The sequence below is a fragment of the Woronichinia naegeliana WA131 genome, assembly GCA_025370055.1.
Classification (GTDB): domain Bacteria; phylum Cyanobacteriota; class Cyanobacteriia; order Cyanobacteriales; family Microcystaceae; genus Woronichinia; species Woronichinia naegeliana.
In genome coordinates, this window is sequence record CP073041.1 from 4207164 (window position 1) to 4232562 (window position 25399).

At 40.4% G+C, this 25399-nt stretch carries 18 protein-coding genes and 9 pseudogenes; 10 read left to right on the forward strand and 17 right to left on the reverse strand.

Features of this window, described 5'->3' with window-relative positions:
- Positions 1-45: 45 nt before the first annotated feature.
- The 3 genes from KA717_21240 to rpsP form a co-directional block, all read right to left on the reverse strand.
- Complete coding sequence (locus KA717_21240; GenBank protein UXE58572.1) at positions 46-726, reverse strand: ATP-dependent Clp protease proteolytic subunit; 681 nt, start codon at positions 724-726, stop codon at positions 46-48.
- Between the two features lie 224 nt (positions 727-950).
- Entirely contained in the window at positions 951-1340 is a 390-nt protein-coding gene (locus KA717_21245; GenBank protein ID UXE58573.1) for a KH domain-containing protein, read from the reverse strand.
- A 5-nt stretch (positions 1341-1345) separates the two neighbouring features.
- On the reverse strand, positions 1346-1594 hold the full coding sequence (rpsP, locus tag KA717_21250) for a 30S ribosomal protein S16 (protein UXE58574.1): 249 nt from the start codon (positions 1592-1594) through the stop codon (positions 1346-1348).
- A gap of 189 nt (positions 1595-1783) precedes the next feature.
- Between rpsP and grxC the strand changes: the two genes are divergently transcribed.
- Both grxC and gshB read left to right on the forward strand, forming a co-directional pair.
- Positions 1784-2044 carry a glutaredoxin 3 gene (gene grxC / locus KA717_21255; protein UXE58575.1) on the forward strand — a complete coding sequence of 87 codons (261 nt, stop codon included), beginning with the start codon at positions 1784-1786 and terminating at the stop codon, positions 2042-2044.
- A gap of 45 nt (positions 2045-2089) precedes the next feature.
- Complete coding sequence (gene gshB / locus KA717_21260) at positions 2090-3064, forward strand: glutathione synthase (protein UXE58576.1); 975 nt, start codon at positions 2090-2092, stop codon at positions 3062-3064.
- A gap of 121 nt (positions 3065-3185) precedes the next feature.
- On the opposite strand, the gene KA717_21265 is transcribed toward gshB, so the two are convergent.
- The 7 genes and pseudogenes from KA717_21265 to KA717_21295 form a co-directional block, all read right to left on the reverse strand.
- Complete coding sequence (locus KA717_21265) at positions 3186-3635, reverse strand: ribonucleotide-diphosphate reductase subunit beta (protein UXE58577.1); 450 nt, start codon at positions 3633-3635, stop codon at positions 3186-3188.
- Between the two features lie 62 nt (positions 3636-3697).
- Positions 3698-4411, reverse strand: coding sequence for an HNH endonuclease (locus KA717_21270; GenBank protein UXE58578.1), 714 nt, complete (start codon positions 4409-4411; stop codon positions 3698-3700).
- Between the two features lie 500 nt (positions 4412-4911).
- Positions 4912-5358, reverse strand: coding sequence for a ribonucleotide-diphosphate reductase subunit beta (locus KA717_21275; protein UXE58579.1), 447 nt, complete (start codon positions 5356-5358; stop codon positions 4912-4914).
- Between the two features lie 144 nt (positions 5359-5502).
- Positions 5503-7308: a group II intron reverse transcriptase/maturase gene (gene ltrA, locus KA717_21280; GenBank protein ID UXE58580.1), complete on the reverse strand. Its 1806-nt coding sequence runs from the start codon at positions 7306-7308 to the stop codon at positions 5503-5505.
- Between the two features lie 660 nt (positions 7309-7968).
- Positions 7969-8121, reverse strand: a complete 153-nt coding sequence (locus KA717_21285; GenBank protein UXE58581.1) for a hypothetical protein — start codon at positions 8119-8121, stop codon at positions 7969-7971.
- A gap of 197 nt (positions 8122-8318) precedes the next feature.
- Complete coding sequence (locus KA717_21290; protein ID UXE58582.1) at positions 8319-8714, reverse strand: hypothetical protein; 396 nt, start codon at positions 8712-8714, stop codon at positions 8319-8321.
- Between the two features lie 277 nt (positions 8715-8991).
- A pseudogene (locus KA717_21295) lies at positions 8992-10329 on the reverse strand (IS5 family transposase).
- Positions 10330-10647: 318 nt separating this feature from the next.
- Here KA717_21295 and KA717_21300 point away from each other — a divergent pair.
- Positions 10648-10878 (forward strand): DUF4277 domain-containing protein, encoded by a 231-nt coding sequence (locus KA717_21300; GenBank protein ID UXE58583.1) that lies wholly within the window; start codon positions 10648-10650, stop codon positions 10876-10878.
- Positions 10879-10895: 17 nt separating this feature from the next.
- On the opposite strand, the pseudogene KA717_21305 reads toward KA717_21300, so the two are convergent.
- Positions 10896-11510, reverse strand: a pseudogene (locus KA717_21305) (ISKra4 family transposase).
- 103 nt (positions 11511-11613) lie between these two features.
- Between KA717_21305 and KA717_21310 the strand changes: the two are divergent.
- Both KA717_21310 and KA717_21315 read left to right on the forward strand, forming a co-directional pair.
- On the forward strand, positions 11614-13227 hold the full coding sequence (locus KA717_21310) for an IS1634 family transposase (protein ID UXE58584.1): 1614 nt from the start codon (positions 11614-11616) through the stop codon (positions 13225-13227).
- A gap of 159 nt (positions 13228-13386) precedes the next feature.
- Positions 13387-14724: pseudogene (locus tag KA717_21315) on the forward strand (IS5 family transposase).
- A gap of 155 nt (positions 14725-14879) precedes the next feature.
- Here KA717_21315 and KA717_21320 read toward each other — a convergent pair.
- From KA717_21320 to KA717_21330, 3 genes are all read right to left on the reverse strand, one after another.
- A complete protein-coding gene (locus tag KA717_21320) occupies positions 14880-15161 on the reverse strand; it encodes a hypothetical protein (protein ID UXE58585.1) in 282 nt (93 codons plus the stop codon).
- A 248-nt stretch (positions 15162-15409) separates the two neighbouring features.
- Positions 15410-16468 carry a photosystem II D2 protein (photosystem q(a) protein) gene (gene psbD, locus KA717_21325; GenBank protein UXE58586.1) on the reverse strand — a complete coding sequence of 353 codons (1059 nt, stop codon included), beginning with the start codon at positions 16466-16468 and terminating at the stop codon, positions 15410-15412.
- Between the two features lie 212 nt (positions 16469-16680).
- The gene (locus KA717_21330; protein UXE58587.1) at positions 16681-17472 is read right to left on the reverse strand and encodes an rRNA pseudouridine synthase; all 792 of its coding nucleotides are present in this window, start codon (positions 17470-17472) and stop codon (positions 16681-16683) included.
- Positions 17473-17571: 99 nt separating this feature from the next.
- Between KA717_21330 and KA717_21335 the strand changes: the two genes are divergently transcribed.
- Together KA717_21335 and KA717_21340 are read left to right on the forward strand one after the other, a co-directional pair.
- Complete coding sequence (locus KA717_21335; GenBank protein UXE58588.1) at positions 17572-18282, forward strand: DUF2993 domain-containing protein; 711 nt, start codon at positions 17572-17574, stop codon at positions 18280-18282.
- Positions 18283-18493: 211 nt separating this feature from the next.
- Positions 18494-19775: pseudogene (locus KA717_21340) on the forward strand (ISKra4 family transposase).
- A gap of 442 nt (positions 19776-20217) precedes the next feature.
- Here the strand turns inward: KA717_21340 and KA717_21345 are convergent.
- Positions 20218-20475 (reverse strand): annotated as a pseudogene (locus tag KA717_21345) (IS4 family transposase).
- A 124-nt stretch (positions 20476-20599) separates the two neighbouring features.
- Between KA717_21345 and KA717_21350 the strand changes: the two are divergent.
- Positions 20600-21945: pseudogene (locus KA717_21350) on the forward strand (IS5 family transposase).
- Positions 21946-22174: 229 nt separating this feature from the next.
- On the opposite strand, the pseudogene KA717_21355 reads toward KA717_21350, so the two are convergent.
- Positions 22175-23095 (reverse strand): annotated as a pseudogene (locus tag KA717_21355) (IS4 family transposase).
- 17 nt (positions 23096-23112) lie between these two features.
- Positions 23113-23307, reverse strand: coding sequence for a transposase (locus KA717_21360; protein UXE58589.1), 195 nt, complete (start codon positions 23305-23307; stop codon positions 23113-23115).
- A 277-nt stretch (positions 23308-23584) separates the two neighbouring features.
- Between KA717_21360 and KA717_21365 the strand changes: the two are divergent.
- Both KA717_21365 and KA717_21370 read left to right on the forward strand, forming a co-directional pair.
- Positions 23585-23767 (forward strand): annotated as a pseudogene (locus tag KA717_21365) (ISKra4 family transposase).
- A 273-nt stretch (positions 23768-24040) separates the two neighbouring features.
- A pseudogene (locus KA717_21370) lies at positions 24041-25378 on the forward strand (IS5 family transposase).
- The last annotated feature ends 21 nt before the right edge of the window (positions 25379-25399 follow it).

Below are 25399 nucleotides of genomic sequence, written 5' to 3' on the forward strand. Positions count from 1 at the left end.
AAATATTCAAAAGGACAGAGGACAACAAGGCAGGAGTGTAAAAACTTAGCGTAGAGCCGCAAGCGGTTGGGGCAATTGCTTGGAATTTTCTAAGACCTTATCAATTAATCCGTACTCTTTAGCCTGTTCTGGGGTGAGATAAAAAGTACGATCCAAGTCTTTGGCCAATTTCTCAACGGTTTGACCCGTCGTTTGGGAAAGAATTTCTAGCATGGTACGTTTATTGTCTAGTACCTCCTTGGCCCGAATTTGGATATCTGTGGCCTGCCCTCTTGCTCCCGTACGATTTTGATTCAGGACAATGGTGGCATGGGGTAAACTAGCTCGAAAGCCCTTCGTTCCGGCAGCGAGGATCATAGCAGCCGTTCCCATCGCTTGACCAATACAAATAGTATGGACGGGGGGTTTAATGTAATTAATCGTGTCGCAAATCGCAAAAGCTTCTGTTTCAAACCCGATCGCATCCCCTGTGTACCAGGAAGTTCCCGTTGAATTAATATAGAAAAAGATCGGTTTATCGGGGTCATCAAATTGCAAGAAGAGGAGTTGGGCAATGATTAATTGCGTCACATCCAGCCCGACTTGCTGTTTATGCTCATCGGAAGAAAACAGCGGCATTCCCAAATAAACAATCCGTTCTTTGAGTAACAGGGACTCTAGATCGGGAGGTGGAGTACGGAAAGACATATCTCCGTAGTAGGCAGTTTGAACCGCTTTAATTTCCATTGTTACTTTGCTAGTCAGGTTAGGGCTAAAGACAAACGCGATTTTGGCAAAATGTTGTCTGTTTTTTTAGTCTAGTTATGTATTCTAGCGCAGATCAACTTCCGAATCATGGCCCGAATCATTGCCACAAAAAACAACCCGATCTCCTTAACTGAAGTCGGGCATAGAGGCTTTTAATTAATTTCCAGCAATTGCTAACCGCCAAAAACCTAAAGAGGAGATTTCTAATCAGTAGAATAGCGGGGACGGGAGCGACGACGCTGAAACTTTTCTGCTTCATGCCCGTTGCCGTAGGGTCGTCTTTTTCTGGTCAGATAGGAACTGCTTTGATCGCGATCGCTCTCATAGACATCCAGATAAACCGTTTGACCCACCGTTGCCGCTGCCACCTCTAGAACAGTGCAGATAGCATTCAGATTGCGGCCACCACGCCCAAAGATACGACCCTTATCTTCACCTTCTATGGCCACTCGAATCCAAACCCGTTGTTTACGGTTCGCTTGTTCACAGTCAACGCGCAGAGAATCAGAAGCCGATAAAAAAGGGGTTATTAAAAAAGAGACCAATCCCATGTAGTCGGGACTATGAATTTGAGGAGAGACAGCAAGAACCATTACATTTATGCTTTGAGTTGTTCAAATACTTGAGCTTTCTCTAGTAAGGAGCGCACTGTATCAGTGGGCTGAGCACCTTGCTTGAGACGCTGGATAATTGCAGGTACATCAAGGCGAGTTTCATCAGTACGGGGATTATAAAATCCTAACTCTTCCAAGGGACGACCATCACGGCGACTAGTACTGTGCATAGCCACAATACGATAACTCACTTCTCTTTTTTTACCGAAACGTTTTAAGCGCAACTTGATCATAAGTTCTTCAAAATTCACCTTTCCGATTCTATCGTATTCCTGGCATTCTGGTGCATTTTCTAAGATCTAAGGCCTGTCAAGGGTTAAGCGAGGAGCCTATTTTCAAAAGCTTAGATCATCCTAGAGTTGACTTCTGAATTACAATAATCAGGATACAAATCTTTACATATTGTCGAATCACCGAAAATTATGGCCGCTAACGTTGAAATCTATACCTGGAGAACTTGTCCGTTCTGTATTCGTGCAAAATCCCTGCTCAAGCAAAAAGACGTAGATTTTACGGAATACTGTATTGATGGGGACTCTGCCGCTCGTAGTGCCATGAGCGATCGCGCCAATGGTCGTTCTAGTCTGCCTCAGATTTTTATCAATAATCAGCACATTGGAGGCTGTGATAATCTCTACGCACTCAATGCTCAGGGTAAATTAGATGCCCTGTTAGTTGCTTAATTGCTTTTCTGTACGTTTTACCCTTTTTTTAGCAGGATAATTGCCGTGAAATTTGCCTTTATCATTGACCCCTTGGCCCGTCTCGACCCAGGCCATGACACCACTGTCGCCATTATGGAAGCCGCCCAGCGTCTTGGCCATGAGGTCTGGATCACAGAAATGAATCAGTTAAGCGTGGTCAATGGTAAAGCCTGGGCAACCTTACAACAGCTTAAACTTAATCCGGTATCCCTCATTGAGGGGCGTTGGGTGGCAGAGGCTCGATGGTATGAGATTCAAGAAACGGGTTTTTTCTGTCTAGAAACAATGGATGGAGTCTGGATGCGAAAAGATCCCCCTGTCACCATTCGTTATCTCTATGCCACCTATATTTTGGATTTAATTGATCCCCAAAAAACCCTGCTGATTAATTCTCCCCAGGGATTACGGGAAGCGAATGAAAAAATGTACACTCTGCAATTCCATGAGGTAATGCCCGCAACCATTGTCAGTCAAGACAAAGCAGTTATTCGGGAATTTGTAGAAGAGCATGGTTCGGCTGTCCTGAAACCCTTGGGAGGAAAAGCAGGGGAAGGAATTTTATTTTTAGAACCCGGCGATCGCAATTTTAATTCGATGATTGAAATCAGTACTCAACAGGGGCTGGAACCTGTGATGGTGCAGCGTTTTTTACCAGAAGCGAAGGAGGGGGATAAACGTATTATTTTACTTAATGGGGAAGCGATCGGAGCCGTCAATCGCATTCCGACGGGTAAAGAATTTCGCGGTAATATGGCTGTTGGTGGAAGGGTTGCTAAAACGGAAATTACACCCAGGGAACAGGAAATTTGTCAGCGTTTAAGTCCCAAGTTACAAGCAGATGGTCTTTATTTTGTCGGCATTGATGTAATTGGGGGTTATCTGACGGAAGTGAATGTCACCAGTCCAACGGGAGTGCGAGAAATTGATCGACTCCAGGATGTCAGTTTAGGAGAGACGGTCATTCGTTGGTTAGAATCTTATCGTGCTAAAAATACCTAATCCACCGGCGATCGCGCTTTCTCAACACTTAACTTCCATAGGCTGACATAAAGATAAAAATGATGTTGCAGAGACTTTCCACAACATCAAAAATATCTCAGAACTTTAGTGTTAGATCTTGTTAGATATCGTCCCAGCCTGATACGCCAGAAGACATAACATAGCTGGTAACAGTGGCCTCAAAGAAATTAGCCTTGGTATGACCTTCTTTTTTGGTATCAGAAAAACGCTCTAAATGAGTATAGGGACTCTTATCATATTTAGAGTCTTTAAATAAAGGTTCTAACCCGATCGCTCGCAGGCGCATATTGGCTAAATACTTAGTGTATTGCTCTGTGCTGTTTTCGGTGATCCCCAAAATGTTATTGCCAACAATATGATTTGTCCAACGACATTCTTGCTCTACGGCTCCCGCAAACATTTCATAAACTTGATCAACAGAATAAGGAAAAATTTGCATGGCTTCAGGCAATAGTTTTTGGTAAAGTCGAACGTGACTTAATTCATCCTTTATATGTTCAGCAAGGTTCGTTAGTCCCTGCCCGTCCTTCACAGAACAGCTAATAGTCACCTACTAGAACAGACCATATCACCTTCCCCATTGGGAAGCCCCCCATTTCGGACTACTTAGCCCTACGCCTCTCGGCTGGTCGTTGCACCTTCAGACTCGACGACATCCCAAGCATCTAACCAAGCCTTCTTATATCGAACATTACTGATTTGAGAAGGATCTATACCGAGTTGAATCGCTAATTCCTTATTCGAGCAAGTAGAAAGTTTTTTAATAACTTCAATTCTTTTCTCGATAGGGATTTTACTATTCAATCCTCGACTATTTACAGTTTTGGTAATACCATTCAGAGACTCATACTGGTTCCAAATAGAAGTTAGTCGCTTTCTATGGCGAATCAAAGAAACGTAACGGCTATGCAATCCATACTTAAGTCCAATCTCCGTGTTGTCAAGTCCATCAATAATGTCTTGAATTAACATTAAATATTGGGCATTTGTAAGTTTAGCCATCCCATTATCCTCCGCTTTTGATGGAGGCTTTAAACCTATTTGGATCGCATGGCGGATGTTCTCTGATGGAGTTACCAATTCTAAATTAGTTAGCTGGTTATTTGCTTTGTTTCCATCAATGTGATTAATTTGAAATCCGTCTGGAATTTCGCCGTTGAATGCTTCCCAAATTACTCTATGAGCCAACCAAACTTTTCCATAGCAAGAAAATTGACTATAGCCACTTGTGCCTTTTGTCATTTGCTTAAACCCAGAACCTCTGGTTTTCAACATAGAACCATCATCAAAGATTCTATACGGCAACATTGGATGTTTCGCTTCCATATCATTTCCTCTTCATCTACGAGATGAATTATGACATGAGAGAGTTCGTCTTGTCCACTTGGCTCAGGATTGTCTCTGTGAGATATTCCCTGAATTAAAGGGGTTTTTCAATTGGAATTACTTCCAAAAGCCGCTACGAATTAACGGTTAATCATTTTGAAAATGTCGGCTGAACCAGGCATTAACATCCGTGAAGCTAAGTTGTAAAAGTAAATAACGCGAATACCCATCTTTTCAGTAGGGGCTAGAACATACCATTATCTTTGAAAACCTAAAGATACTCACCCTCTGTTCGTTGAACCTTCTCCCAATATGGGGGCTTGGCTGCTGATCGCCCATTATTAAGATCAAATCCCTTACGGCTTTCGATCAATCCCTTAATTTTTTTCTGCTCTCGCTCCATTACGTTTGTCATTTCTAACTTCGCTTTGGCATAAAGGCTTTAGGGGGTTCCAGCAATTTGGCGAGTTTTCACTGACATCTCACGATGCTAGGGGGCCTTAATTTAACCCATTGTAAAAATACAAACCTTCTAGTAAATAATCTGCCAAAAGGGCAATAAAGTAATTTTCTTGAGTCGAATTATCTACATACTTTTGATACAGTCCCGCAATAAATTGACAACGATCTTTTAAGACCTTATCTGTACGCCAAAAATCATAAACAGCAGTTCTTTTTTCAGAAGGAATAATGCTCTCAATCATGTACTGATAACTCTGGTTGTGCATTCCTTCCTGGGAAATTTGTTCTGCCATACAAAGACTAATTTCAGGAGCCGTAATCGAATTTTTAAGATGAGGAATGTTACACGTTTGGACGGAATCGAGAAAAGTTAAATAAGATAAAATTCCATCAAAAGCGTAGCGTTCATCATCGGTTAAATTCCAATAATCGGTAACATCCTGGGTAATATCTAAACGCTGCGGAATCCAGAAGTTTTCACGCATTTGCTGATATAAACCAACTGCCCAATTGTAACGAAGTTGCCCTAAGCACATGTGTCACCACTTGCACTCGGCTTCAGAACGTAGCATGAGACTTTCACCTCACTACGCTCCTGACTTCTAATCCCTTTCGGTTTGCCAGATGGTTTACCGTTGAACTTTGTTTTCCCTACAGGTTTCTTCCTTCATATCAATCCTTGTTTTCTTGTCATGGCAATCCAGATGGAGTAGCTGGAGATTATAATAATAATCCTTGCCGCCTTTATAAGTGGGGACAATGTGGTCTATCTCCCATTTGTCGTCAATCCTGAATGGATTGTGACAGTATGGACACACTCCTTTTTGTCTGCTCATTAGTTTCAGTACTCTTGGGCGTATGGTTGGATGGTGTTTCACCCTGTTTGCCCAATATGCCTCGTTTCCATCATAGATACTTGCGTGACCTTTTACCCTTATGTGCCTTTCGATTTTGGTGTCCGAATGAGCGTGTAGGGTGGTATTGTTGTCAGAAAATTCCCATTTTCTGTCCTTATTAGTATCCATCGTGTGGAAATACTTATTATCCACCCATCCTCTTGGTTTTTGAGGATGTCTTCTTCTAGCCCATTTTCTGAGTTTCCAGAATAGTAGATGGTCTAATTTCCCAAATGTTTCTTTGGAATTGGCGAATCGGTAATAGTTCGCCCATCCTTTGATGATTGGGTTTAGTCTTTTGATAAGGACTTCTTGTGGGGCTGACTTGCAATGGTCGATGATCTCCGCTAGTCTTCCATAGTGTTCCTTGATTGCCTTACGAGAAGGTTTGATGAGCGTTGTGTATCCTGTTGGCTTGCCATTGGATAGCTTGTTGCTTCTGTATAATCCAGTTTTGTATTGCTTGAAGTTGAATCCGAGAAAGTCGAATCCTTCTCTGCTGCTTTTGATACTGGTTTTGTCTTCTCTGAGTGTAAGACCAATGGGGGTCAGAAATTTCTGGATAACCTCTTGACATTCTTCTATGATGTCCTTGTCTTCGTGTATTACCACGAAATCATCAGCGTATCTTACTACTGTTAGTGTAGCTTTGGTTTGTTGCTGACTTAGACTGTGCATAGAGTTTGTGCAGATGTTGTAATATTTCTTCCTGTATTTCTTTTCGCTCCATAGCCATTCCTTGAGGTCTGTTTCCAGTCCGTGTAAGGCTATGTTTGCTAACAGGGGTGATATTATTCCACCTTGCGGTGTGCCTTTGGATGTAGGGGAGAATCCTTTATTGTCCTTTATCCCATAAAAATCTATTGCTCCAGATTTTAGCCATGCTTTTATCTGTCTTCTGATTTTTGGGGTGGCGTTCACCTTGTCAAGTAAGTACTGATGGTCGATGTTGTCGAAACATCCACTAATGTCGGCATCTAGCACCCATTTTTCTTCACTTTTGGATAGTGCGCTAAACACCATGCCACAAGCGTCGTGGGTACTTTTTGCTGGTCTAAAGCCGAAGCTGTTTGGCTCGAATTTAGATTCCCATTCAGGCTCTAGTGCCATTTTTACAAGTGCTTGCCTTGCTCTCTCCTCTATTGTGGGTATTCCTAGAGGTCGTTTTTCGTCCTTGTTTGGCTTAGGTATCCAAACCCTTTTAACTGGTTTTGACTTACTTTTTAATTTGAGTTCGTTGACCAGTTTTAGGCGTTGGCTCGGAGTTAGTTGTTTTATTCCATCTACTCCTGCCGTTTTCTTCCCTCTATTCTCTTGTGTTACCTTTTTGACGGCGAGAGCTTTGGCTGACCAAGAATTGAGCAGGGTTTTTTGTAGAGATTTAGCTGTTCTGTGGTTTCCTTCTTGAGTGGCTTTGTAAATACGTTTCTGTAGTTTGTATACCTTCCTTTCCACCTTGCGCCAGTTGATTTCTGACCAATGTGTAGATTCAGGGTACTTTACTTTCCTCTTAGTACTACTACTAATGGCATTAGTCATTTCTACTTACTCCAATAATTTACTCTTTAGAAGCCTCTCCACGTCAGCTTATCTTTCTCGTTACAAGAAAGCCTTTGCTTCTTGGAGAATCCCTCCCTTTAACGTCTTGCGCGGACTAACTACTTAGAAAATCGACCTTTCTAAGAGACGTTAGAGGGTTATCCCGTTCCCAATCGACCTTATATGATATTTAGGTTCTGCCCTTAAGTCGGATTCTATTTGGGTATGTTTAATTAGACAACGACGCAGTCTAATCCTAGAATCATGCCTTTTGGCTTGGCGTATCATCTGTTATGTTTTCGCCATTGCAACTTACGACTCGGAAGCAGTTCACTTTCGTTAACCATGTATCATTCCCTGCCATTTCTCGGTCTAACAGCTAACCGATTCTGGCTTTTCTCCTAGCTTCAGACCCTTGGGTGGTCATCCTTTTGCGCCTGTAGGAGTGGAGTCACACTGTATACCTCAGTGGGCTGGGCTCCTTAGTTCCCCTGACCTGTTTTGTTGCCTGTGAGGCTTAGGTCTTGGTTTCTAATCCACCAGCAGGTTGATTGAGTTGTCAAGGTTCGGTTATTTCTACCTAAATTACTCGGTAGTTTGTGAACCTTGCTGGCTGTTCCCCTGTTTCAGATTGCGTTTAAACGCTTTCTGTGTATGGGTTTAAGCCAAACGGGTCGCACCATCATTGAGTTGCATCAAATTTGTGGTATTACCAAACCAAATAGTTCGGTTTGCCACTGAATCATCCCCCGTTGGATTAAAGATCGGGGTAATAGGCATTTTTTGAGTAGGATTATGAGTCGTCAATAGCATGGGCATTTAGAAAGTAACAGTGCATTCGTCTATAAAGACAAGCTGTTTTATTCTAGCCTAATTTTTAAAAAATAACTTCAGAAGTTTGAGTTTTCTCTCTAAAATAGTGAAGATAAAAATAATGGAAGCATCAATATAGATCACAAAATATGAAAATTAAAATATCACTTTGTTCTTGCTATTTGTTCTGAAAAATGTCATTTAATATCAAACATTAAAGGTAAAATTTCCTCGGCTAATCCCAGATATTCTTCATGAAAATAAGGGTTTTTAGGTTCCATTGGCTCTAAATTAATCAGTATAGTTCTAGCTCCAGCATAATCTGCTGAACGAACATAATTAGAGACGGGGGATACTGTTCCAGAAGTGCCGATCGCAATAAAAAGATCACAATTCCGTAAGGCTTTTTTAACGAGCCACTCTTCTTGAATGGGTAGATGTTCACCAAATAATACTGTATCTGGGCGCAATAGGGAACCACAGAGCGAGCACATAGGCAGATCTTGATGAGGCTCTTTATCTATGTAGGGCTTCAAGCTACAAGCTGGATTGTTACATCGAGTTCGTTCTACATTACCATGAATTTCAATCACGTTTTTGCTACCGGCATGTTGATGTAGTCCATCACAATTTTGAGTAATTAGGGCTTGCTGAAAAAGTCAAAAAACGAAAGAAATGTGGGTTAGGGAAGTATGGACTGAAAAAGCATAGATAACTTATCCTTATGGAAACAAATCAAAATACAGATTTTGTTTAATCTATTGTTCCTTTCTGTCTAAAAAGGTCAACACAAATCACTCCTCACAAAAGAGAGGAAAATTAACACCATTTTTCACAAGAAAAACGACTCTACAACTTTTTACTTTTTGTCTTCTGAAGTAGAGTAGAAAGATTCATTACCAAAAAGTTCATCGCAATTACCGTTTCCGAGGTCTCAGGTAGTTTGGCCATCACTCGACCAAGACTAAATTTCCTCTTTCCCTGTCCGAATTTACCCTCAATGGCATTACGCACTCTTTCATCTGAGCGTGCCTCTTTCTTTTTTTCTTTGCTCACCTCTTTCGGCGGTCTTCCCAATCGGGGACCACTCATTCTTATATCCCTTTCTTTACAATAAGCTCGATTCGCTTTTGTTCGATAGATTTTATCCACATGAACCGATTCCGGATAACATCCTGTTTCCCTTTTATATTCTTCTATTCGCGCTTGTAAATCTCCCGATTCGTTGTAATTATCCCAACTTAATTTGTCTAAGAAGACAAAGCCATTCACATTACTTGCCGATATTTTAGCTCCAAACTCTACTGCTTTTCCCGCTTTTCCACGCACTATTGGACGCACGTGAGGTTGGCTTACACTCACAATTCTGTTTTCTACTTTATTTGTCTTTTTTTCATACATTTCTAACTGTTGCTCATACACTTTTCCTATCGTTACAAGCTCTTCTTGCTCTTTTTTCGTTAGTTTTTCTAACTTTGCTCCCTCTTCTATCATTTTTTCTATATCAGACAAGTTTCTTTTTATATATCCTAGTTGTTTTTTTGTTCCTTTTCTTCTTTCTTTTTTTGACACACGACGTTTTTTTGCTATGGCTAAGTACTCTTTTCTTGCCACTTCCCTATAAGTCCTCGGCTTTTCTTTCCTTTTCTCTTTTATTTCTTCATACAGCTTATCTATTATTTTTTCTGTTTTTTCTCTGGCATCATTCAATATTCCTATATCCGTTGGATATTTTATATCTGCTGGTGTACAAGTCGCATCTAACAATAACTTTCCTTCATTTTCTTTTTTTTCTGACGCTACACCCGTCGCTTTTTTTTCTATTTCTTTATTAATTTTATTTATTAATTCCATTCCTATTTTTTTACGAAAATGAACCATCATTGACGCATTAAATGCTTCTTTGCTACTATAGCTTTCCATTCCTATAAAGTACTGTAAATAAGGGTTCTCTTTTATTTGTTCTACTGTTTCTCTGTCACTTTTTCCTGAAATTTCTTTGATAATTAATGCTCCTAATGCCATTCTAAATGATTTGGCTGGGGCTCCTTTTTTTTCTGTGAAGTTTTTTGCATATTCTTCCTCATATTCTTCCCAAAGAATCATTTTTGACATTTCTATCCAACGATTTTCTTCGTCTAACTGCCCGCCGAACAGATTTTTCAAGTTTTCTGGTGTTTCAATTGAGTACTGTTGCTTTCGGTACATCTGCTTTCTCTCTTCTTAATGCAATGGTTTTGAGGCATTCTACCCTATTTTCGTGCATTCTAGCGGTTCTTAATTCGCCTACTATTTTTCTCCGTAAAGGTTTCAGCTTTTTTCAGCAAGCCCTAATTAAGGTAAATTTTTGGTTGGCAGATAATTGAGCTTCAAATTCGACTAGTTTTAGATGGGCAATATTGGGTTGAGCTATTGCTATTTTCTTTCTTAGATCCCATATCCCGTACTAATTTTGAAAAAATAAAAATAGATTCAAAAATAGCAACAGAATAGTTAAAATAAAAAAGCTAACAAACCGAGGAGAAAATGACCCAATTAAACGTTAAAAATCTCGACCATTTAGGAATAATCGCGGCCGTAGTTGATGAACTAGGTCTAGTGGATTATATCAATGAACAGTTACAAGAAAATGACCGTGCGAAAATCAGTGCGGGTCTGGTGGTTAAAGCCATGATTCTCAATGGCTTAGGATTTATTAATTCTCCCTTGTATTTATTCAGGGAGCATCTCACCTTTGCAATAAGTAGAAATACTTAACGAGGTAAATGAAAGAGTCAAAAAAGGTAATCATTTAAATAGGAACAGCGATGACGAAGGACTTGTGGTACATTGTCAGAATTCCAACTCGCACCAGTAATTTTAAGACGATGACCAATTTGTTTAACTTGAGATTCGACAGAGCCAGAGCCAATGGAAATGCCCTCTGCCTGCAAATAACCATAATTGACAATCCGATGTTTATGCTTGTTTAAATAAATGATAAAATTCTCAGCTTGAGGCTCTGACCATCCCTCAAAACAGGAGATAGCGGCATCCACTTCACCCGTCCAAAGAAAAGACTTGACCTCCTCAATTCGCTGGAATGACCCCCCAACTTTATAGAGGTTTTCAATTAAGTGATACCAGTCCAAAATTTCAATTCGCTCATGTTTCTGTCCTATCTCACGAAATAAGTTCCAGATACCATCATGTCCATCTCCCAAACAAATTAAAGGCTTAGCCAAAATTTGAGAATTAACCAAATCTAATAAAGCCGAGTTATCTTGAAAAAAGGCAGCTACCCCCAATTGATGAAAACTGACTCCTTTATAATCACGCCAAATTAAGGGTTCTCCCTTGGGAGTTCTGAGTCGTACCTTCCCACCATCTATGCTAATTTCTTCGACTTCTGTGTTAGAGCCCGTATTCCGTACTAGTTTTGAAAAAATAAAAATAGATTCAAAAATGGCTACAGAATAGTTAAAATAAAAAAGCTAATAAACCCAAGAGAAAATGACCCAATTAAACGTTAAAAATCTCGACCATTTAGGAATAATCGCGGCGATAGTTGATGAACTAGGTCTAGTGGATTATATCAATGAACAACTAGGAGAAAATGACCGTGCTAAAATCAGTGCGGGTCTGGTAGTGAAAGCGATGATTCTCAATGGCTTAGGCTTTATCAACTCTCCTTTATATTTGTTCAGTCGTTTTTTTGAAGATAAACCAGTAGAACATCTTTTAGGAAAAGGAATAAAAGCCAGCGACCTGAATGATGACCGTTTAGGGAGAGTCTTAGATTTAATCTTTATGGCCGGCATCAGCCGTTTGTTTCTCGGAATTTGTCTAAAAGCCGTAGAAATCTTCAAAATAGTGATGAAAAGTTCCCATTTAGACTCCAGTTCATTATCGGTACAAGGGGAATATAAATTATCGGTGGAGAGAGAAGACAAAGAAAGCCAAATAATCCATATCACTCATGGCTATTCAAAGGATAAGCGACCAGACTTGAAACAATTTGTCTTGAATCTAGTCTGTTGGGGGGATGGCGACATTCCCGCTTTTCTCGAATTAGGAGATGGCAATCAAAGTGATAAAAAAGAGTTTGCTAAACTCTTGAAAAAGTTCAATGAGCAGTGGCAATTCGATGGTTTGTATATAGCAGATTCAGCCTTATACAGTGCCGATAACTTGCAAAAGTTAACCGGCATATACTGGTTATGTTCTGTGCCGAAAACGATTAGAGAAGTGCAGGATGCGGTCAGTCAATTAGCCTCGGAGCAATTCATCACAACTGATTTAGAGGGCTATCGTCTTACCTCCTTAGAAAGTGAATATGGGGGAGTCAAACAACGTTGGATAGTGGTAGATAGCGAGCAAAAAAAAGCTTTAGACCTCAAACAACTGACGAAGAAGACAGAGAAAGCAACGGCTCAAGCTCAAAGACAATTAGAACAATTACAGCGTCAGGAATTTGCTTGTCGGGAGGATGCTTTAACCGCCCTGAGCCGATGGGAGAAGAGTTTAGAATGGCATCTTCTTCAAGACCTAACTGTCGTCGAAAAATGTCATTACGGTCATCGAGGTAAACCCCGTCCCCATGAACAGCCCATTCGTCGTAGCTATCATGCCCAAGCCACTTTCAGCCTCAATAGTGCGAAAGTTCAAGCTTCAGAGCGGGCAGCAGGACGTTTTGTCTTGGCGACGAATCAGCTAGATGGAGACTCTTTGAGCGATGAGCAACTGCTTGTCCACTACAAGCAACAGCAAGGGGTAGAGCGAGGTTTTCGCTTCCTTAAAGACCCTCTGTTTTTGGCGTCCAGTGTTTTTCTCAAAACCCCTGAGCGGATTATGGCATTGAGTTTCATCATGGTGTTGTGTTTACTGGTGTACAGCTTGGGACAACGTAAACTGAGACTGGCTCTGGCAGAGCAGGAGGAGACTGTGCCTAATCAGTTGGGAAAGCCGACTCAGCGTCCGACACTGCGTTGGATTTTTCAGATGTTGAGAGGAGTTCATTGGGTTGTACTGGATAATTGTCCCCAAATAATCAATCTAACGCTTGAGCGAGAGAGGATTTTGCGCTTTTTTGGGGCTACTACTTGTCAGTATTATCTTTTGTCATAATGACTTTTCTTATTTTCTTTGTTCTTTTTTTATGTAGGGCTTGCTGAAAAAAGCTGAAACCTTTACGGAGAAAAATAGTAGGCGAATTAAGAACCGCTAGAATGCACGAAAATAGGGTAGAATGCCTCAAAACCATTGCATTAAGAAGAGAGAAAGCAGATGTACCGAAAGCAACAGTACTCAATTGAAACACCAGAAAACTTGAAAAATCTGTTCGGCGGGCAGTTAGACGAAGAAAATCGTTGGATAGAAATGTCAAAAATGATTCCCTGGGAAGAATATGAGGAAGAATATGCAAAAAACTTCACAGAAAAAAAAGGAGCCCCAGCCAAATCATTTAGAATGGCATTAGGAGCATTAATTATCAAAGAAATTTCAGGAAAAAGTGACAGAGAAACAGTAGAACAAATAAAAGAGAACCCTTATTTACAGTACTTTATAGGAATGGAAAGCTATAGTAGCAAAGAAGCATTTAATGCGTCAATGATGGTTCATTTTCGTAAAAAAATAGGAATGGAATTAATAAATAAAATTAATAAAGAAATAGAAAAAAAAGCGACGGGTGTAGCGTCAGAAAAAAAAGAAAATGAAGGAAAGTTATTGTTAGATGCGACTTGTACACCAGCAGATATAAAATATCCAACGGATATAGGAATATTGAATGATGCCAGAGAAAAAACAGAAAAAATAATAGATAAGCTGTATGAAGAAATAAAAGAGAAAAGGAAAGAAAAGCCGAGGACTTATAGGGAAGTGGCAAGAAAAGAGTACTTAGCCATAGCAAAAAAACGTCGTGTGTCAAAAAAAGAAAGAAGAAAAGGAACAAAAAAACAACTAGGATATATAAAAAGAAACTTGTCTGATATAGAAAAAATGATAGAAGAGGGAGCAAAGTTAGAAAAACTAACGAAAAAAGAGCAAGAAGAGCTTGTAACGATAGGAAAAGTGTATGAGCAACAGTTAGAAATGTATGAAAAAAAGACAAATAAAGTAGAAAACAGAATTGTGAGTGTAAGCCAACCTCACGTGCGTCCAATAGTGCGTGGAAAAGCGGGAAAAGCAGTAGAGTTTGGAGCTAAAATATCGGCAAGTAATGTGAATGGCTTTGTCTTCTTAGACAAATTAAGTTGGGATAATTACAACGAATCGGGAGATTTACAAGCGCGAATAGAAGAATATAAAAGGGAAACAGGATGTTATCCGGAATCGGTTCATGTGGATAAAATCTATCGAACAAAAGCGAATCGAGCTTATTGTAAAGAAAGGGATATAAGAATGAGTGGTCCCCGATTGGGAAGACCGCCGAAAGAGGTGAGCAAAGAAAAAAAGAAAGAGGCACGCTCAGATGAAAGAGTGCGTAATGCCATTGAGGGTAAATTCGGACAGGGAAAGAGGAAATTTAGTCTTGGTCGAGTGATGGCCAAACTACCTGAGACCTCGGAAACGGTAATTGCGATGAACTTTTTGGTAATGAATCTTTCTACTCTACTTCAGAAGACAAAAAGTAAAAAGTTGTAGAGTCGTTTTTCTTGTGAAAAATGGTGTTAATTTTCCTCTCTTTTGTGAGGAGTGATTTGTGTTGACCTTTTTAGACAGAAAGGAACAATAGATTAAACAAAATCTGTATTTTGATTTGTTTCCATAAGGATAAGTTATCTATGCTTTTTCAGTCCATACTTCCCTAACCCACATTTCTTTCGTTTTTTGACTTTTTCAGCAAGCCCTATGTACGGAATGTGGGTTAGATCGTTATTAAATTGCCAGATAGCGGATGGATTGGTTTCCAGCAAGGAGAATTCTACATATTCTAACGGATCGATTTCATTCCACAAACCATTTTCACCACGAAAGGGACGAATTCCAGAAGCAACAGATATTCCGGCTCCGGTTAAAATAACAATGTTGTGATAACGATTAAAGTTTATAGTTTGCAAGCTTATTTCCTCTTTGACTAGTTTATTTATCCCGATTTGAAAAATTCAATACAGAACTCATAATACTAAAATTATACGATAGAGTTTTTCTACCTGTTCTTTGGAAAAAGTATGATAAGACTTCCGCGATAACATCGGACATAATCAACGAAAAAGTTACAGCAAGGTATAGTCTCATTTTAAATGAATAAATCAACAAAAAAGGGCAGCGATTAACTACCCTTAAAATCTAAAATCAGCCGATTAACTTAGAGAGCATTACCACGAGGTAAAACTTCCTCAGGGAAAATAAAGTTTTCGTGGGGTTGATCCTGCGGAGCCATCCAAGCTCGCATCCCCTCATTTAATAGGATGTTCTTAGTGTAGAACGTTTCAAACTCTGGGTCTTCAGCCGCCCGTAGTTCTTGGGAAACAAAGTCATAGGCACGCAGGTTTAAAGCTAAACCGACGATACCCACGGCACTCATCCACAGGCCCGTTACCGGCACAAAGAGCATGAAGAAGTGTAACCAGCGTTTGTTGGAGAAAGCGATCCCGAAAATCTGTGACCAGAAACGGTTAGCTGTTACCATCGAGTAGGTTTCTTCGGCTTGAGTCGGTTCAAAAGCGCGGAAGGTATTGGCTTGATCACTATCTTCAAACAAGGTGTTTTCTACTGTCGCACCGTGAATCGCGCAAAGTAAAGCACCACCCAAAATACCAGCAACACCCATCATGTGGAAGGGGTTGAGAGTCCAGTTGTGGAAACCTTGTAGGAAGAGAATGAAGCGGAAAATTCCAGCTACGCCAAAACTAGGGGCAAAAAACCAGCTAGATTGTCCCAAGGGGTACATTAAAAAGACGCTGACAAAGACGGCAATGGGGCCAGAGAAGGCGATCGCGTTATAAGGACGGATACCGACTAGACGGGAAATTTCAAACTGACGCAGCATAAAGCCGATCAAGCCAAAAGCACCGTGCAGAGCCACAAAGGGCCACAGACCACCGATTTGACACCAACGAGTAAAATTACCTTGGGCTTCAGGGCCCCATAAAAAGAGAATGGAGTGACCGAAAGCGTCGGCGGGAGAAGAAACAGCAACGGTTAAGAAGTTAGCACCTTCGAGGTAGGAACTGGCTAACCCATGAGTGTACCAAGAGGTAACAAAGGTGGTTCCCGTTAACCAACCACCGAGGGCAAGGAAGGCACAGGGAAATAGAAGTAACCCAGACCAACCAATAAATACGAAGCGATCGCGCTTAAGCCAGTCATCGAGGGCATCAAACCAACCCTGTTCTGCTGGGGCGCGTCCGACTGCTATGGTCATGGCACCGATCTCCGAATAATATATAAGTACGAGATTTGTGACTCCTCACCCTTTCTCAAAAGACCACTTTCCGATAGGGGAGCAGAAGTTTGAAGCAATTGTGAGAAATCTTTACTTTTCTTAACTTACACTATCTTAAAGGAAATCGGGGCTGCGTCCAATGCCAATTCTTAACAAAATCTAAATTTTTCTAGCGGCGATGATTCTCAGGGTTAACGTTTTCTACGATTGAGCGTCGGCTTTTGAAATCCCTGTTCTAGATTGACATGACGTTTCAAAAAGCGAATTTCGGATGGTTGCAAACGACGATAGTGACCACTGGCTAATCGTTCTTGGGATGAATTAAGCTTAATTTCACCGATCGCCCGACGATGGAGCTTGAGGATCTCTAACTCAAAAATTTCCTCGACGATGCGTCGGATTTGACGGTTGCGCCCTTCGGTCAGTTTAACTTCAAGCTGGGTTTGAGAACGATCCCAATCTAGGATTTCCACCTGGGCCGGCAGAGTTAAACTATCATCCAGCATTAATCCTTTTCGCCATTCTTCTAGCTGTTGTTCTGTCAGATGGCCAGCAATCACAACATCATAGGTTTTTGGCAGATGATAACGGGGATGGGTGAGACGTTGGGTTAATTCACCATCATTGGTTAGGAGCAAAGCCCCCGTAGAGTTACGATCCAAGCGTCCTACTGGATGTAAACCTTGACCGTCTCGTAAATGGCTAGGGAGTAGATCTAACACTGTTTTTCGTGCTTGAGGATCATCGCAGGTGGATAGTACTCCTTTCGGTTTATTAAGAAGCAGGTAAATTAACGGCGGTTTGGTGGCCGATTCAACCCGTTTGCCATCCACTTCTAGGCGATCGCGGTAAGGATCGGCCTCATCTCCCAGTTTGACCAATTTGCCATTCAATTTCACTCGACCCGCCAGGATTAATTCCTCGGCATGACGACGGGAGGCAATTCCCCACTGCGATAAAATTTTCTGTACCCGTTCAGCCATGTTTGATCTTCTCTCGGTCGTAGCGTCACTCAGTTATCGATAAACTCTTGTAAACTTGGTGTTACAAAATTTCTGTCATTTAATCCTACCCACTATTCTATGGCCCTTAGCCCTTCTAACCTGATTAGTAAAATCCTCTCCCCTGCGTTACGGCTTTGGTTGCGTTCCCAAGTAGAACAGGCTGAAGAGCTAGAAATTCAGATTCAGGGACAGGATCGGCAGATTTTACGAGGTTATGTCCCAGAGGTTTCTCTCCAGACTCGTCGGGCTATTTATCAAGGTTTGCGTTTGGGTCAGGTGTTATTGCAAGGGGAAAATATTCGCATTAATATTGGTCAGGTGGTTAAGGGTAAACCATTGCAGCTATTGGAACCCATTCAAGTCAGTGGAGAAGTTCAGCTTACGGAAACCGATCTACAGGACTCGCTTTCTTCAACTATTTTAGCCAATGCTTTGACAGAATTATTGATTGCTTTATTAGAACGTCAGGGTGTTGCCAATCCCCAGAATTTTCTGGCTTCCTTTGTAGTGAAATGGCGAGCGATCACGCTAGGAATGGATTCTTTTAGTTTAGAGGGAACTATCCTTTTTCCTGATCGTCAACAACAAATTTTTAAACTTTGTGCCCGTTTAATTCTGATCAATGCTCAAAGCTTACTGCTTAAGGAGATTCGTTTAGAAGGTTTTCCTCCCCTTACGGATGCCATTCAGGATTATCCCATTGATTTAGGAACCGATGTGGCGATCGCCTCTTTAACGCTTCGTCCGGGGGAATTGGCTTGTGTGGGACAACTTTTGATCCGTCCCTAGTATCATCTCTGAGCCAAGTTATGACGGAATTAATATTTGTGGGGTTGCTAAGATCAAGATTGGCAAATCTTTTAACCAAATTCTGATGGGGAGAAGTCTATGGGGACTACCTATGATCGCGATTTAACTCTCTGGGCGGGTGTGACCTTTAGTTGATGAAGGAAAAGAAAAGTGTTAACATGGGATGAAAAGTGACAAAGAGGAAACAATGATGACAGCAAAACTAATTAATGTAGAGGGTTCAAAGATAAAAATAGAACTAACATTAGAACTCAGTCGTTCAATGTTGGATACAGAAATAAATATTCAAAAAGGCTTAAACGAAGTAGGTTGCATCGCCAGCAAAGAAGCCTTGAAATATTTAGATACAGATGGTTCACCCTTAAAAATCGGTGAAGAAATCTGGAAGAGTAAGGGAGAGCAACCGAAAGAATATCAAACACCTTATGGTGAGGTTATAGTGAATCGTCATGTATATCAGCGTTCACCTTTGAGGAAAAACGTATTGCCCCTTAGAAAGAGAAGCAAGGATAATCATAACATCAACGCCATTATTGGCAAAACAGGTATCCTCAAAAATGTCAGGGATGGCAGGCAAAGAGGTGAAAAATGATTTATTAGAAAATCATGGTAGAAAAGTAGCGCTATCCTATATCCAAAGATTGAGTGAAGCAGTAGGAAGTGTGGTACAGGCAAAAGAAGAAGCGTGGAGTTATGCCCCGCCCAAGGAGGATAGCCAAATTGCAACAGTGGGAATAGGATTAGATGGAACCTGTATGCTGATGTGTGAGGATGGCTACCGTGAAGCAATGGTGGGAACCGTTTCCCTATACGATAGTGAAGGCGAACGTCAACATACAATCTATCTAGGTGCGGCACCAGAGTATGGAAAAAAGAGTTTTCTAGAAAGATTAGAAAGAGAAATTGAGCGAGCGAAAAAACGTTATCCAGAGGCAACATTGGTCGGGATAGCAGACGGGGCAGAATCAAATTGGAAGTTTTTAGAAAAGCAAACGGAAGAACAGATATTAGATTTCTATCATGCCTCTGGTTACTTAGGTGCCTTGGCAGAAGCGTTGCATCCGAATACCGTGTCAAAACAAAAAGAATGGTTGACTGAAAATTGTCGAGAACTCAAGCATGAAAAAGGAAAAGCAGGAGAACTGCTAAATCTGATGAAAGAAGTCAAAGAAGAAAAAAGTCATTCTAAGAATCTTACCGAGAAACTACAAGCGGCGATTACTTATTACGAGAATCATCAGCATCAAATGGATTATGCTGAATACTTAGAGAAAAAGTATCCGATTGGTTCAGGTGTTACGGAAGCAGCTTGTAAGACGTTGGTCAAACAACGATTATGTTGTTCAGGGATGCGATGGAAGGAAAAAGGAGCAGGAATTATTTTGAGCCTACGAGCTTTGGTATTGACCAAGGAACGATGGAGTCAATTTTGGGCAAAACTTGATCAATATGGGTTCCCTGTAGAACCCTGATTACAACAGCTTTTATCAACTAAAGGTCGCACCCCCTTAGCTCAAGCTCAGTCAGAGAGTGCGGGGGTCAGTATAGATGGGGGAAAGATTTGTCTGCGGGGCGAGGAGAAGGAAGGGGGACAGTGGCGAGATTATAAACTGGTGAGTCTTCATGGCAATGTCTGTGAAGCCTTTTTCCAAGACCCAGAGGGCTTAAAGAATTGGAGCAATGTTCAACCTTTGTCTCCAATAGTGACCTTTTTGGGAGATGGTCATCCCGGAATCTGGAATGCGGTAGAGAGTTTCGCCACTCAATCGTGGCTGATACGACGAGAGGTGTTGGATTGGTATCATCTCAAGGAGAATCTGTTCAAAGTGGGTGGCTCTCTCAAACGGCTAGAAGCAGTGGAGCATTTACTGTGGCGGGGTTTTGTGAACAAGGCAATAGATCTGACTTTTCCCGTTAAGTGCGGATTGCAAGCTGCCAGCCTTGGCAAAGGTCATGCAACTTCAACCAACCGCGCCAAAGGACTTGGATACCGAGAGGAGTTTTACGACGATGTTCAAGATAACCACCAAGAAAAGCAACAGACTCGACAGCCCAAGCAACAGTCAAAATAGGGGGAAGTTTTTGAGAGGCGGCTGCTTTTAACACCTGAAGTTGAAGAGGATTAAGAATTTCAATCGCGAGAGCATCGGGCTGGGTACGATGAAGATAAGTAGGGCTTGCTGAAAAAAGCTGAAACCTTTACGGAGAAAAATAGTAGGCGAATTAAGAACCGCTAGAATGCACGAAAATAGGGTAGAATGCCTCAAAACCATTGCATTAAGAAGAGAGAAAGCAGATGTACCGAAAGCAACAGTACTCAATTGAAACACCAGAAAACTTGAAAAATCTGTTCGGCGGGCAGTTAGACGAAGAAAATCGTTGGATAGAAATGTCAAAAATGATTCTTTGGGAAGAATATGAGGAAGAATATGCAAAAAACTTCACAGAAAAAAAAGGAGCCCCAGCCAAATCATTTAGAATGGCATTAGGAGCATTAATTATCAAAGAAATTTCAGGAAAAAGTGACAGAGAAACAGTAGAACAAATAAAAGAGAACCCTTATTTACAGTACTTTATAGGAATGGAAAGCTATAGTAGCAAAGAAGCATTTAATGCGTCAATGATGGTTCATTTTCGTAAAAAAATAGGAATGGAATTAATAAATAAATAAATAAAATTAATAAAGAAATAGAAAAAAAAGCGACGGGTGTAGCGTCAGAAAAAAAAGAAAATGAAGGAAAGTTATTGTTAGATGCGACTTGTACACCAGCAGATATAAAATATCCAACGGATATAGGAATATTGAATGATGCCAGAGAAAAAACAGAAAAAATAATAGATAAGCTGTATGAAGAAATAAAAGAGAAAAGGAAAGAAAAGCCGAGGACTTATAGGGAAGTGGCAAGAAAAGAGTACTTAGCCATAGCAAAAAAACGTCGTGTGTCAAAAAAAGAAAGAAGAAAAGGAACAAAAAAACAACTAGGATATATAAAAAGAAACTTGTCTCATATAGAAAAAATGATAGAAGAGGGAGCAAAGTTAGAAAAACTAACGAAAAAAGAGCAAGAAGAGCTTGTAACGATAGGAAAAGTGTATGAGCAACAGTTAGAAATGTATGAAAAAAAGACAAATAAAGTAGAAAACAGAATTGTGAGTGTAAGCCAACCTCACGTGCGTCCAATAGTGCGTGGAAAAGCGGGAAAAGCAGTAGAGTTTGGAGCTAAAATATCGGCAAGTAATGTGAATGGCTTTGTCTTCTTAGACAAATTAAGTTGGGATAATTACAACGAATCGGGAGATTTACAAGCGCGAATAGAAGAATATAAAAGGGAAACAGGATGTTATCCGGAATCGGTTCATGTGGATAAAATCTATCGAACAAAAGCGAATCGAGCTTATTGTAAAGAAAGGGATATAAGAATGAGTGGTCCCCGATTGGGAAGACCGCCGAAAGAGGTGAGCAAAGAAAAAAAGAAAAAGGCACGCTCAGATGAAAGAGTGCGTAATGCCATTGAGGGTAAATTCGGACAGGGAAAGAGGAAATTTAGTCTTGGTCGAGTGATGGCCAAACTACCTGAGACCTCGGAAACGGTAATTGCGATGAACTTTTTGGTAATGAATCTTTCTACTCTACTTCAGAAGACAAAAAGTAAAAAGTTGTAGAGTCGTTTTTCTTGTGAAAAATGGTGTTAATTTTCCTCTCTTTTGTGAGGAGTGATTTGTGTTGACCTTTTTAGACAGAAAGGAACAATAGATTAAACAAAATCTGTATTTTGATTTGTTTCCATAAGGATAAGTTATCTATGCTTTTTCAGTCCATACTTCCCTAACCCACATTTCTTTCGTTTTTTGACTTTTTCAGCAAGCCCTAAGTAACGTGTAAAAGTTCAACAGCAATGACACTTAAAAAACCCAAAAGAGTTTTCATTCCATCAGAGGCAAGTCGATAACGCTCACTCTGACAACCAGACTTAAGGACTTTATGAAATTCTTCAACCCGCCATCGGTAGGTGTACCAACGAAGAATAGTGACAGCCATCTCAATAGTCTCAACAACTTCTGTAGTCAGAAGCATCCAAGATAAAGGAGTTTCGCCTTCGGGACAATCGATTTCTGTCGCATAAACAGCATAGACATTCAACGGGTCACGATTATCAAAACGATAGGGAGTTCGTAGATTAACTGAGCAAAATCGGACGGCAAGCTTAACCTTCCGTGCTTTTCTTTTTCCTGTACTCGGAATCTCGATTTCTTGATGAAAACGAATCGGTTCTGATTCCAAATGTTGCCAAAGTCGTTCACTATTTTTGTCTAAACTACGATTATGAGACGCTCTGACCAGCACTCCTGTATGCTTGAGTTGACGCACTGAGTCAAAGACTTCTGAAACATCTCCTTCTCTGTCAAATACATGAATTACCCTCGTTGAACTTTCTACCTGTTTCTCACAGGTGTTTAGAGCCTCTACCCATTTGTAGGATTCTTTTTCCTCAAATGGTCTTTGACGAGCTGCTTTTCTTTGTTCTTTCTGTCTTTCTTTTTTCTGCTTCGCCGTTTCATCTGTTGGGGGCTTTTCTTTTACCTCCCTATTCCACAGTTTTTGCCATAATAAACCTAATACTTGTCCTTTTTCTGGCTCAATTGCTAAAGCACTATGCAGTATTAATCCATTCCCTCCTTTTCCAGTCGGCCCATACCCTTCCCTTTTTTCCTTGATATTGCGATAATCTAAGAAGGTCGTATCTCCGACTGATAGCATTATCTTATATTCTTCTACGGCGGCAGTTGTCATTTCACAGTGCGGCTCTATTATCTTGACAAAGTCTGTTTTCGGATTCCCAAAAATTCATAGGCCCTCTTTAACTCGTTTCCTCCCTTAAACACTTCTGATAAGGCTTTTCCAAACCCCTCACTTAACTTTTTCCCAATCGAGAAGGCACGATTGTTTAGCCTCTCGTCTCCCAATTCACAACTGGCAAAGTTTTTTGTCCACCATTCCAACATTTTTTGACCTGCCCTTTAAGATTTTCTCCATTTTACAGTCTCATACTCCCTTCATCCTTTGTTTTTGAAATTTGAACGATAAGCGGGATGATGGCTTCAGAATATTTTTTTCCTGTCAAGAGAATCATTACTCAAACCCTTGCCAGATAAAGCCTCTAGAAGTTTGCATTGCTGGATTTTGGACTTAACGGGAAAAGTCAGGGCAATAGATGCGTTTGATGGAGTCAAAAGCAAGAGGGCAAAGAATTTTCAAGCCTATTTGACGAAGCATTATCAGCGTATCCCTGATTACCAATACTATCAACAGCTTGGTATTGTGATTGGTTCTGGTGATGTGGAGTCTAAGATTAAACAGGTGGGAGCTAGGGTTAAATTGTCGGGAGCACGTTGGCATCTTCATAATGTTTCTCGTATTCTTCGGCTACGATGTGCTTATCTCAATCCATCCGTGTCAACTTAAAGGAATGGGTTCCCAAATTTGTTGATTGAGAGCGGCCTTTTCTCGATGTCGCTTTCTCTCAGCTTTGACCAAACCAAATAACTTAGCACGTTCAGCCAGATAGGTTACTGTATCAGGCTTTTCTCCTCTAGCAATAGCCTTCGCTACATAGGGCTTGCTGAAAAAAGCTGAGACCTTTACGGAGAAAAATAGTAGGCGAATTAAGAACCGCTAGAATGCACGAAAATAGGGTAGAATGCCTCAAAACCATTGCATTAAGAAGAGAGAAAGCAGATGTACCGAAAGCAACAGTACTCAATTGAAACACCAGAAAACTTGAAAAATCTGTTCGGCGGGCAGTTAGACGAAGAAAATCGTTGGATAGAAATGTCAAAAATGATTCTTTGGGAAGAATATGAGGAAGAATATGCAAAAAACTTCACAGAAAAAAAAGGAGCCCCAGCCAAATCATTTAGAATGGCATTAGGAGCATTAATTATCAAAGAAATTTCAGGAAAAAGTGACAGAGAAACAGTAGAACAAATAAAAGAGAACCCTTATTTACAGTACTTTATAGGAATGGAAAGCTATAGTAGCAAAGAAGCATTTAATGCGTCAATGATGGTTCATTTTCGTAAAAAAATAGGAATGGAATTAATAAATAAAATTAATAAAGAAATAGAAAAAAAAGCGACGGGTGTAGCGTCAGAAAAAAAAGAAAATGAAGGAAAGTTATTGTTAGATGCGACTTGTACACCAGCAGATATAAAATATCCAACGGATATAGGAATATTGAATGATGCCAGAGAAAAAACAGAAAAAATAATAGATAAGCTGTATGAAGAAATAAAAGAGAAAAGGAAAGAAAAGCCGAGGACTTATAGGGAAGTGGCAAGAAAAGAGTACTTAGCCATAGCAAAAAAACGTCGTGTGTCAAAAAAAGAAAGAAGAAAAGGAACAAAAAAACAACTAGGATATATAAAAAGAAACTTGTCTGATATAGAAAAAATGATAGAAGAGGGAGCAAAGTTAGAAAAACTAACGAAAAAAGAGCAAGAAGAGCTTGTAACGATAGGAAAAGTGTATGAGCAACAGTTAGAAATGTATGAAAAAAAGACAAATAAAGTAGAAAACAGAATTGTGAGTGTAAGCCAACCTCACGTGCGTCCAATAGTGCGTGGAAAAGCGGGAAAAGCAGTAGAGTTTGGAGCTAAAATATCGGCAAGTAATGTGAATGGCTTTGTCTTCTTAGACAAATTAAGTTGGGATAATTACAACGAATCGGGAGATTTACAAGCGCGAATAGAAGAATATAAAAGGGAAACAGGATGTTATCCGGAATCGGTTCATGTGGATAAAATCTATCGAACAAAAGCGAATCGAGCTTATTGTAAAGAAAGGGATATAAGAATGAGTGGTCCCCGATTGGGAAGACCGCCGAAAGAGGTGAGCAAAGAAAAAAAGAAAGAGGCACGCTCAGATGAAAGAGTGCGTAATGCCATTGAGGGTAAATTCGGACAGGGAAAGAGGAAATTTAGTCTTGGTCGAGTGATGGCCAAACTACCTGAGACCTCGGAAACGGTAATTGCGATGAACTTTTTGGTAATGAATCTTTCTACTCTACTTCAGAAGACAAAAAGTAAAAAGTTGTAG

What these genes read in the sequence shown, in the direction of transcription:
- KA717_21245 (UXE58573.1), bottom strand. Translation starts at nt 1,340, where the DNA reads ATGGTTCTTGCTGTCTCTCCTCAAATTCATAGTCCCGACTACATGGGA.
- KA717_21300 (UXE58583.1), top strand. Translation starts at nt 10,648, where the DNA reads ATGACCCAATTAAACGTTAAAAATCTCGACCATTTAGGAATAATCGCG.
- KA717_21270 (UXE58578.1), bottom strand. Translation starts at nt 4,411, where the DNA reads ATGGAAGCGAAACATCCAATGTTGCCGTATAGAATCTTTGATGATGGT.
- ltrA (UXE58580.1), bottom strand. Translation starts at nt 7,308, where the DNA reads ATGACTAATGCCATTAGTAGTAGTACTAAGAGGAAAGTAAAGTACCCT.
- KA717_21335 (UXE58588.1), top strand. Translation starts at nt 17,572, where the DNA reads ATGGCCCTTAGCCCTTCTAACCTGATTAGTAAAATCCTCTCCCCTGCG.
- KA717_21275 (UXE58579.1), bottom strand. Translation starts at nt 5,358, where the DNA reads ATGCGTGAAAACTTCTGGATTCCGCAGCGTTTAGATATTACCCAGGAT.
- KA717_21310 (UXE58584.1), top strand. Translation starts at nt 11,614, where the DNA reads ATGACCCAATTAAACGTTAAAAATCTCGACCATTTAGGAATAATCGCG.
- grxC (UXE58575.1), top strand. Translation starts at nt 1,784, where the DNA reads ATGGCCGCTAACGTTGAAATCTATACCTGGAGAACTTGTCCGTTCTGT.
- KA717_21285 (UXE58581.1), bottom strand. Translation starts at nt 8,121, where the DNA reads ATGCTATTGACGACTCATAATCCTACTCAAAAAATGCCTATTACCCCG.
- rpsP (UXE58574.1), bottom strand. Translation starts at nt 1,594, where the DNA reads ATGATCAAGTTGCGCTTAAAACGTTTCGGTAAAAAAAGAGAAGTGAGT.
- KA717_21240 (UXE58572.1), bottom strand. Translation starts at nt 726, where the DNA reads ATGGAAATTAAAGCGGTTCAAACTGCCTACTACGGAGATATGTCTTTC.
- psbD (UXE58586.1), bottom strand. Translation starts at nt 16,468, where the DNA reads ATGACCATAGCAGTCGGACGCGCCCCAGCAGAACAGGGTTGGTTTGAT.
- KA717_21330 (UXE58587.1), bottom strand. Translation starts at nt 17,472, where the DNA reads ATGGCTGAACGGGTACAGAAAATTTTATCGCAGTGGGGAATTGCCTCC.
- KA717_21360 (UXE58589.1), bottom strand. Translation starts at nt 23,307, where the DNA reads ATGTTGGAATGGTGGACAAAAAACTTTGCCAGTTGTGAATTGGGAGAC.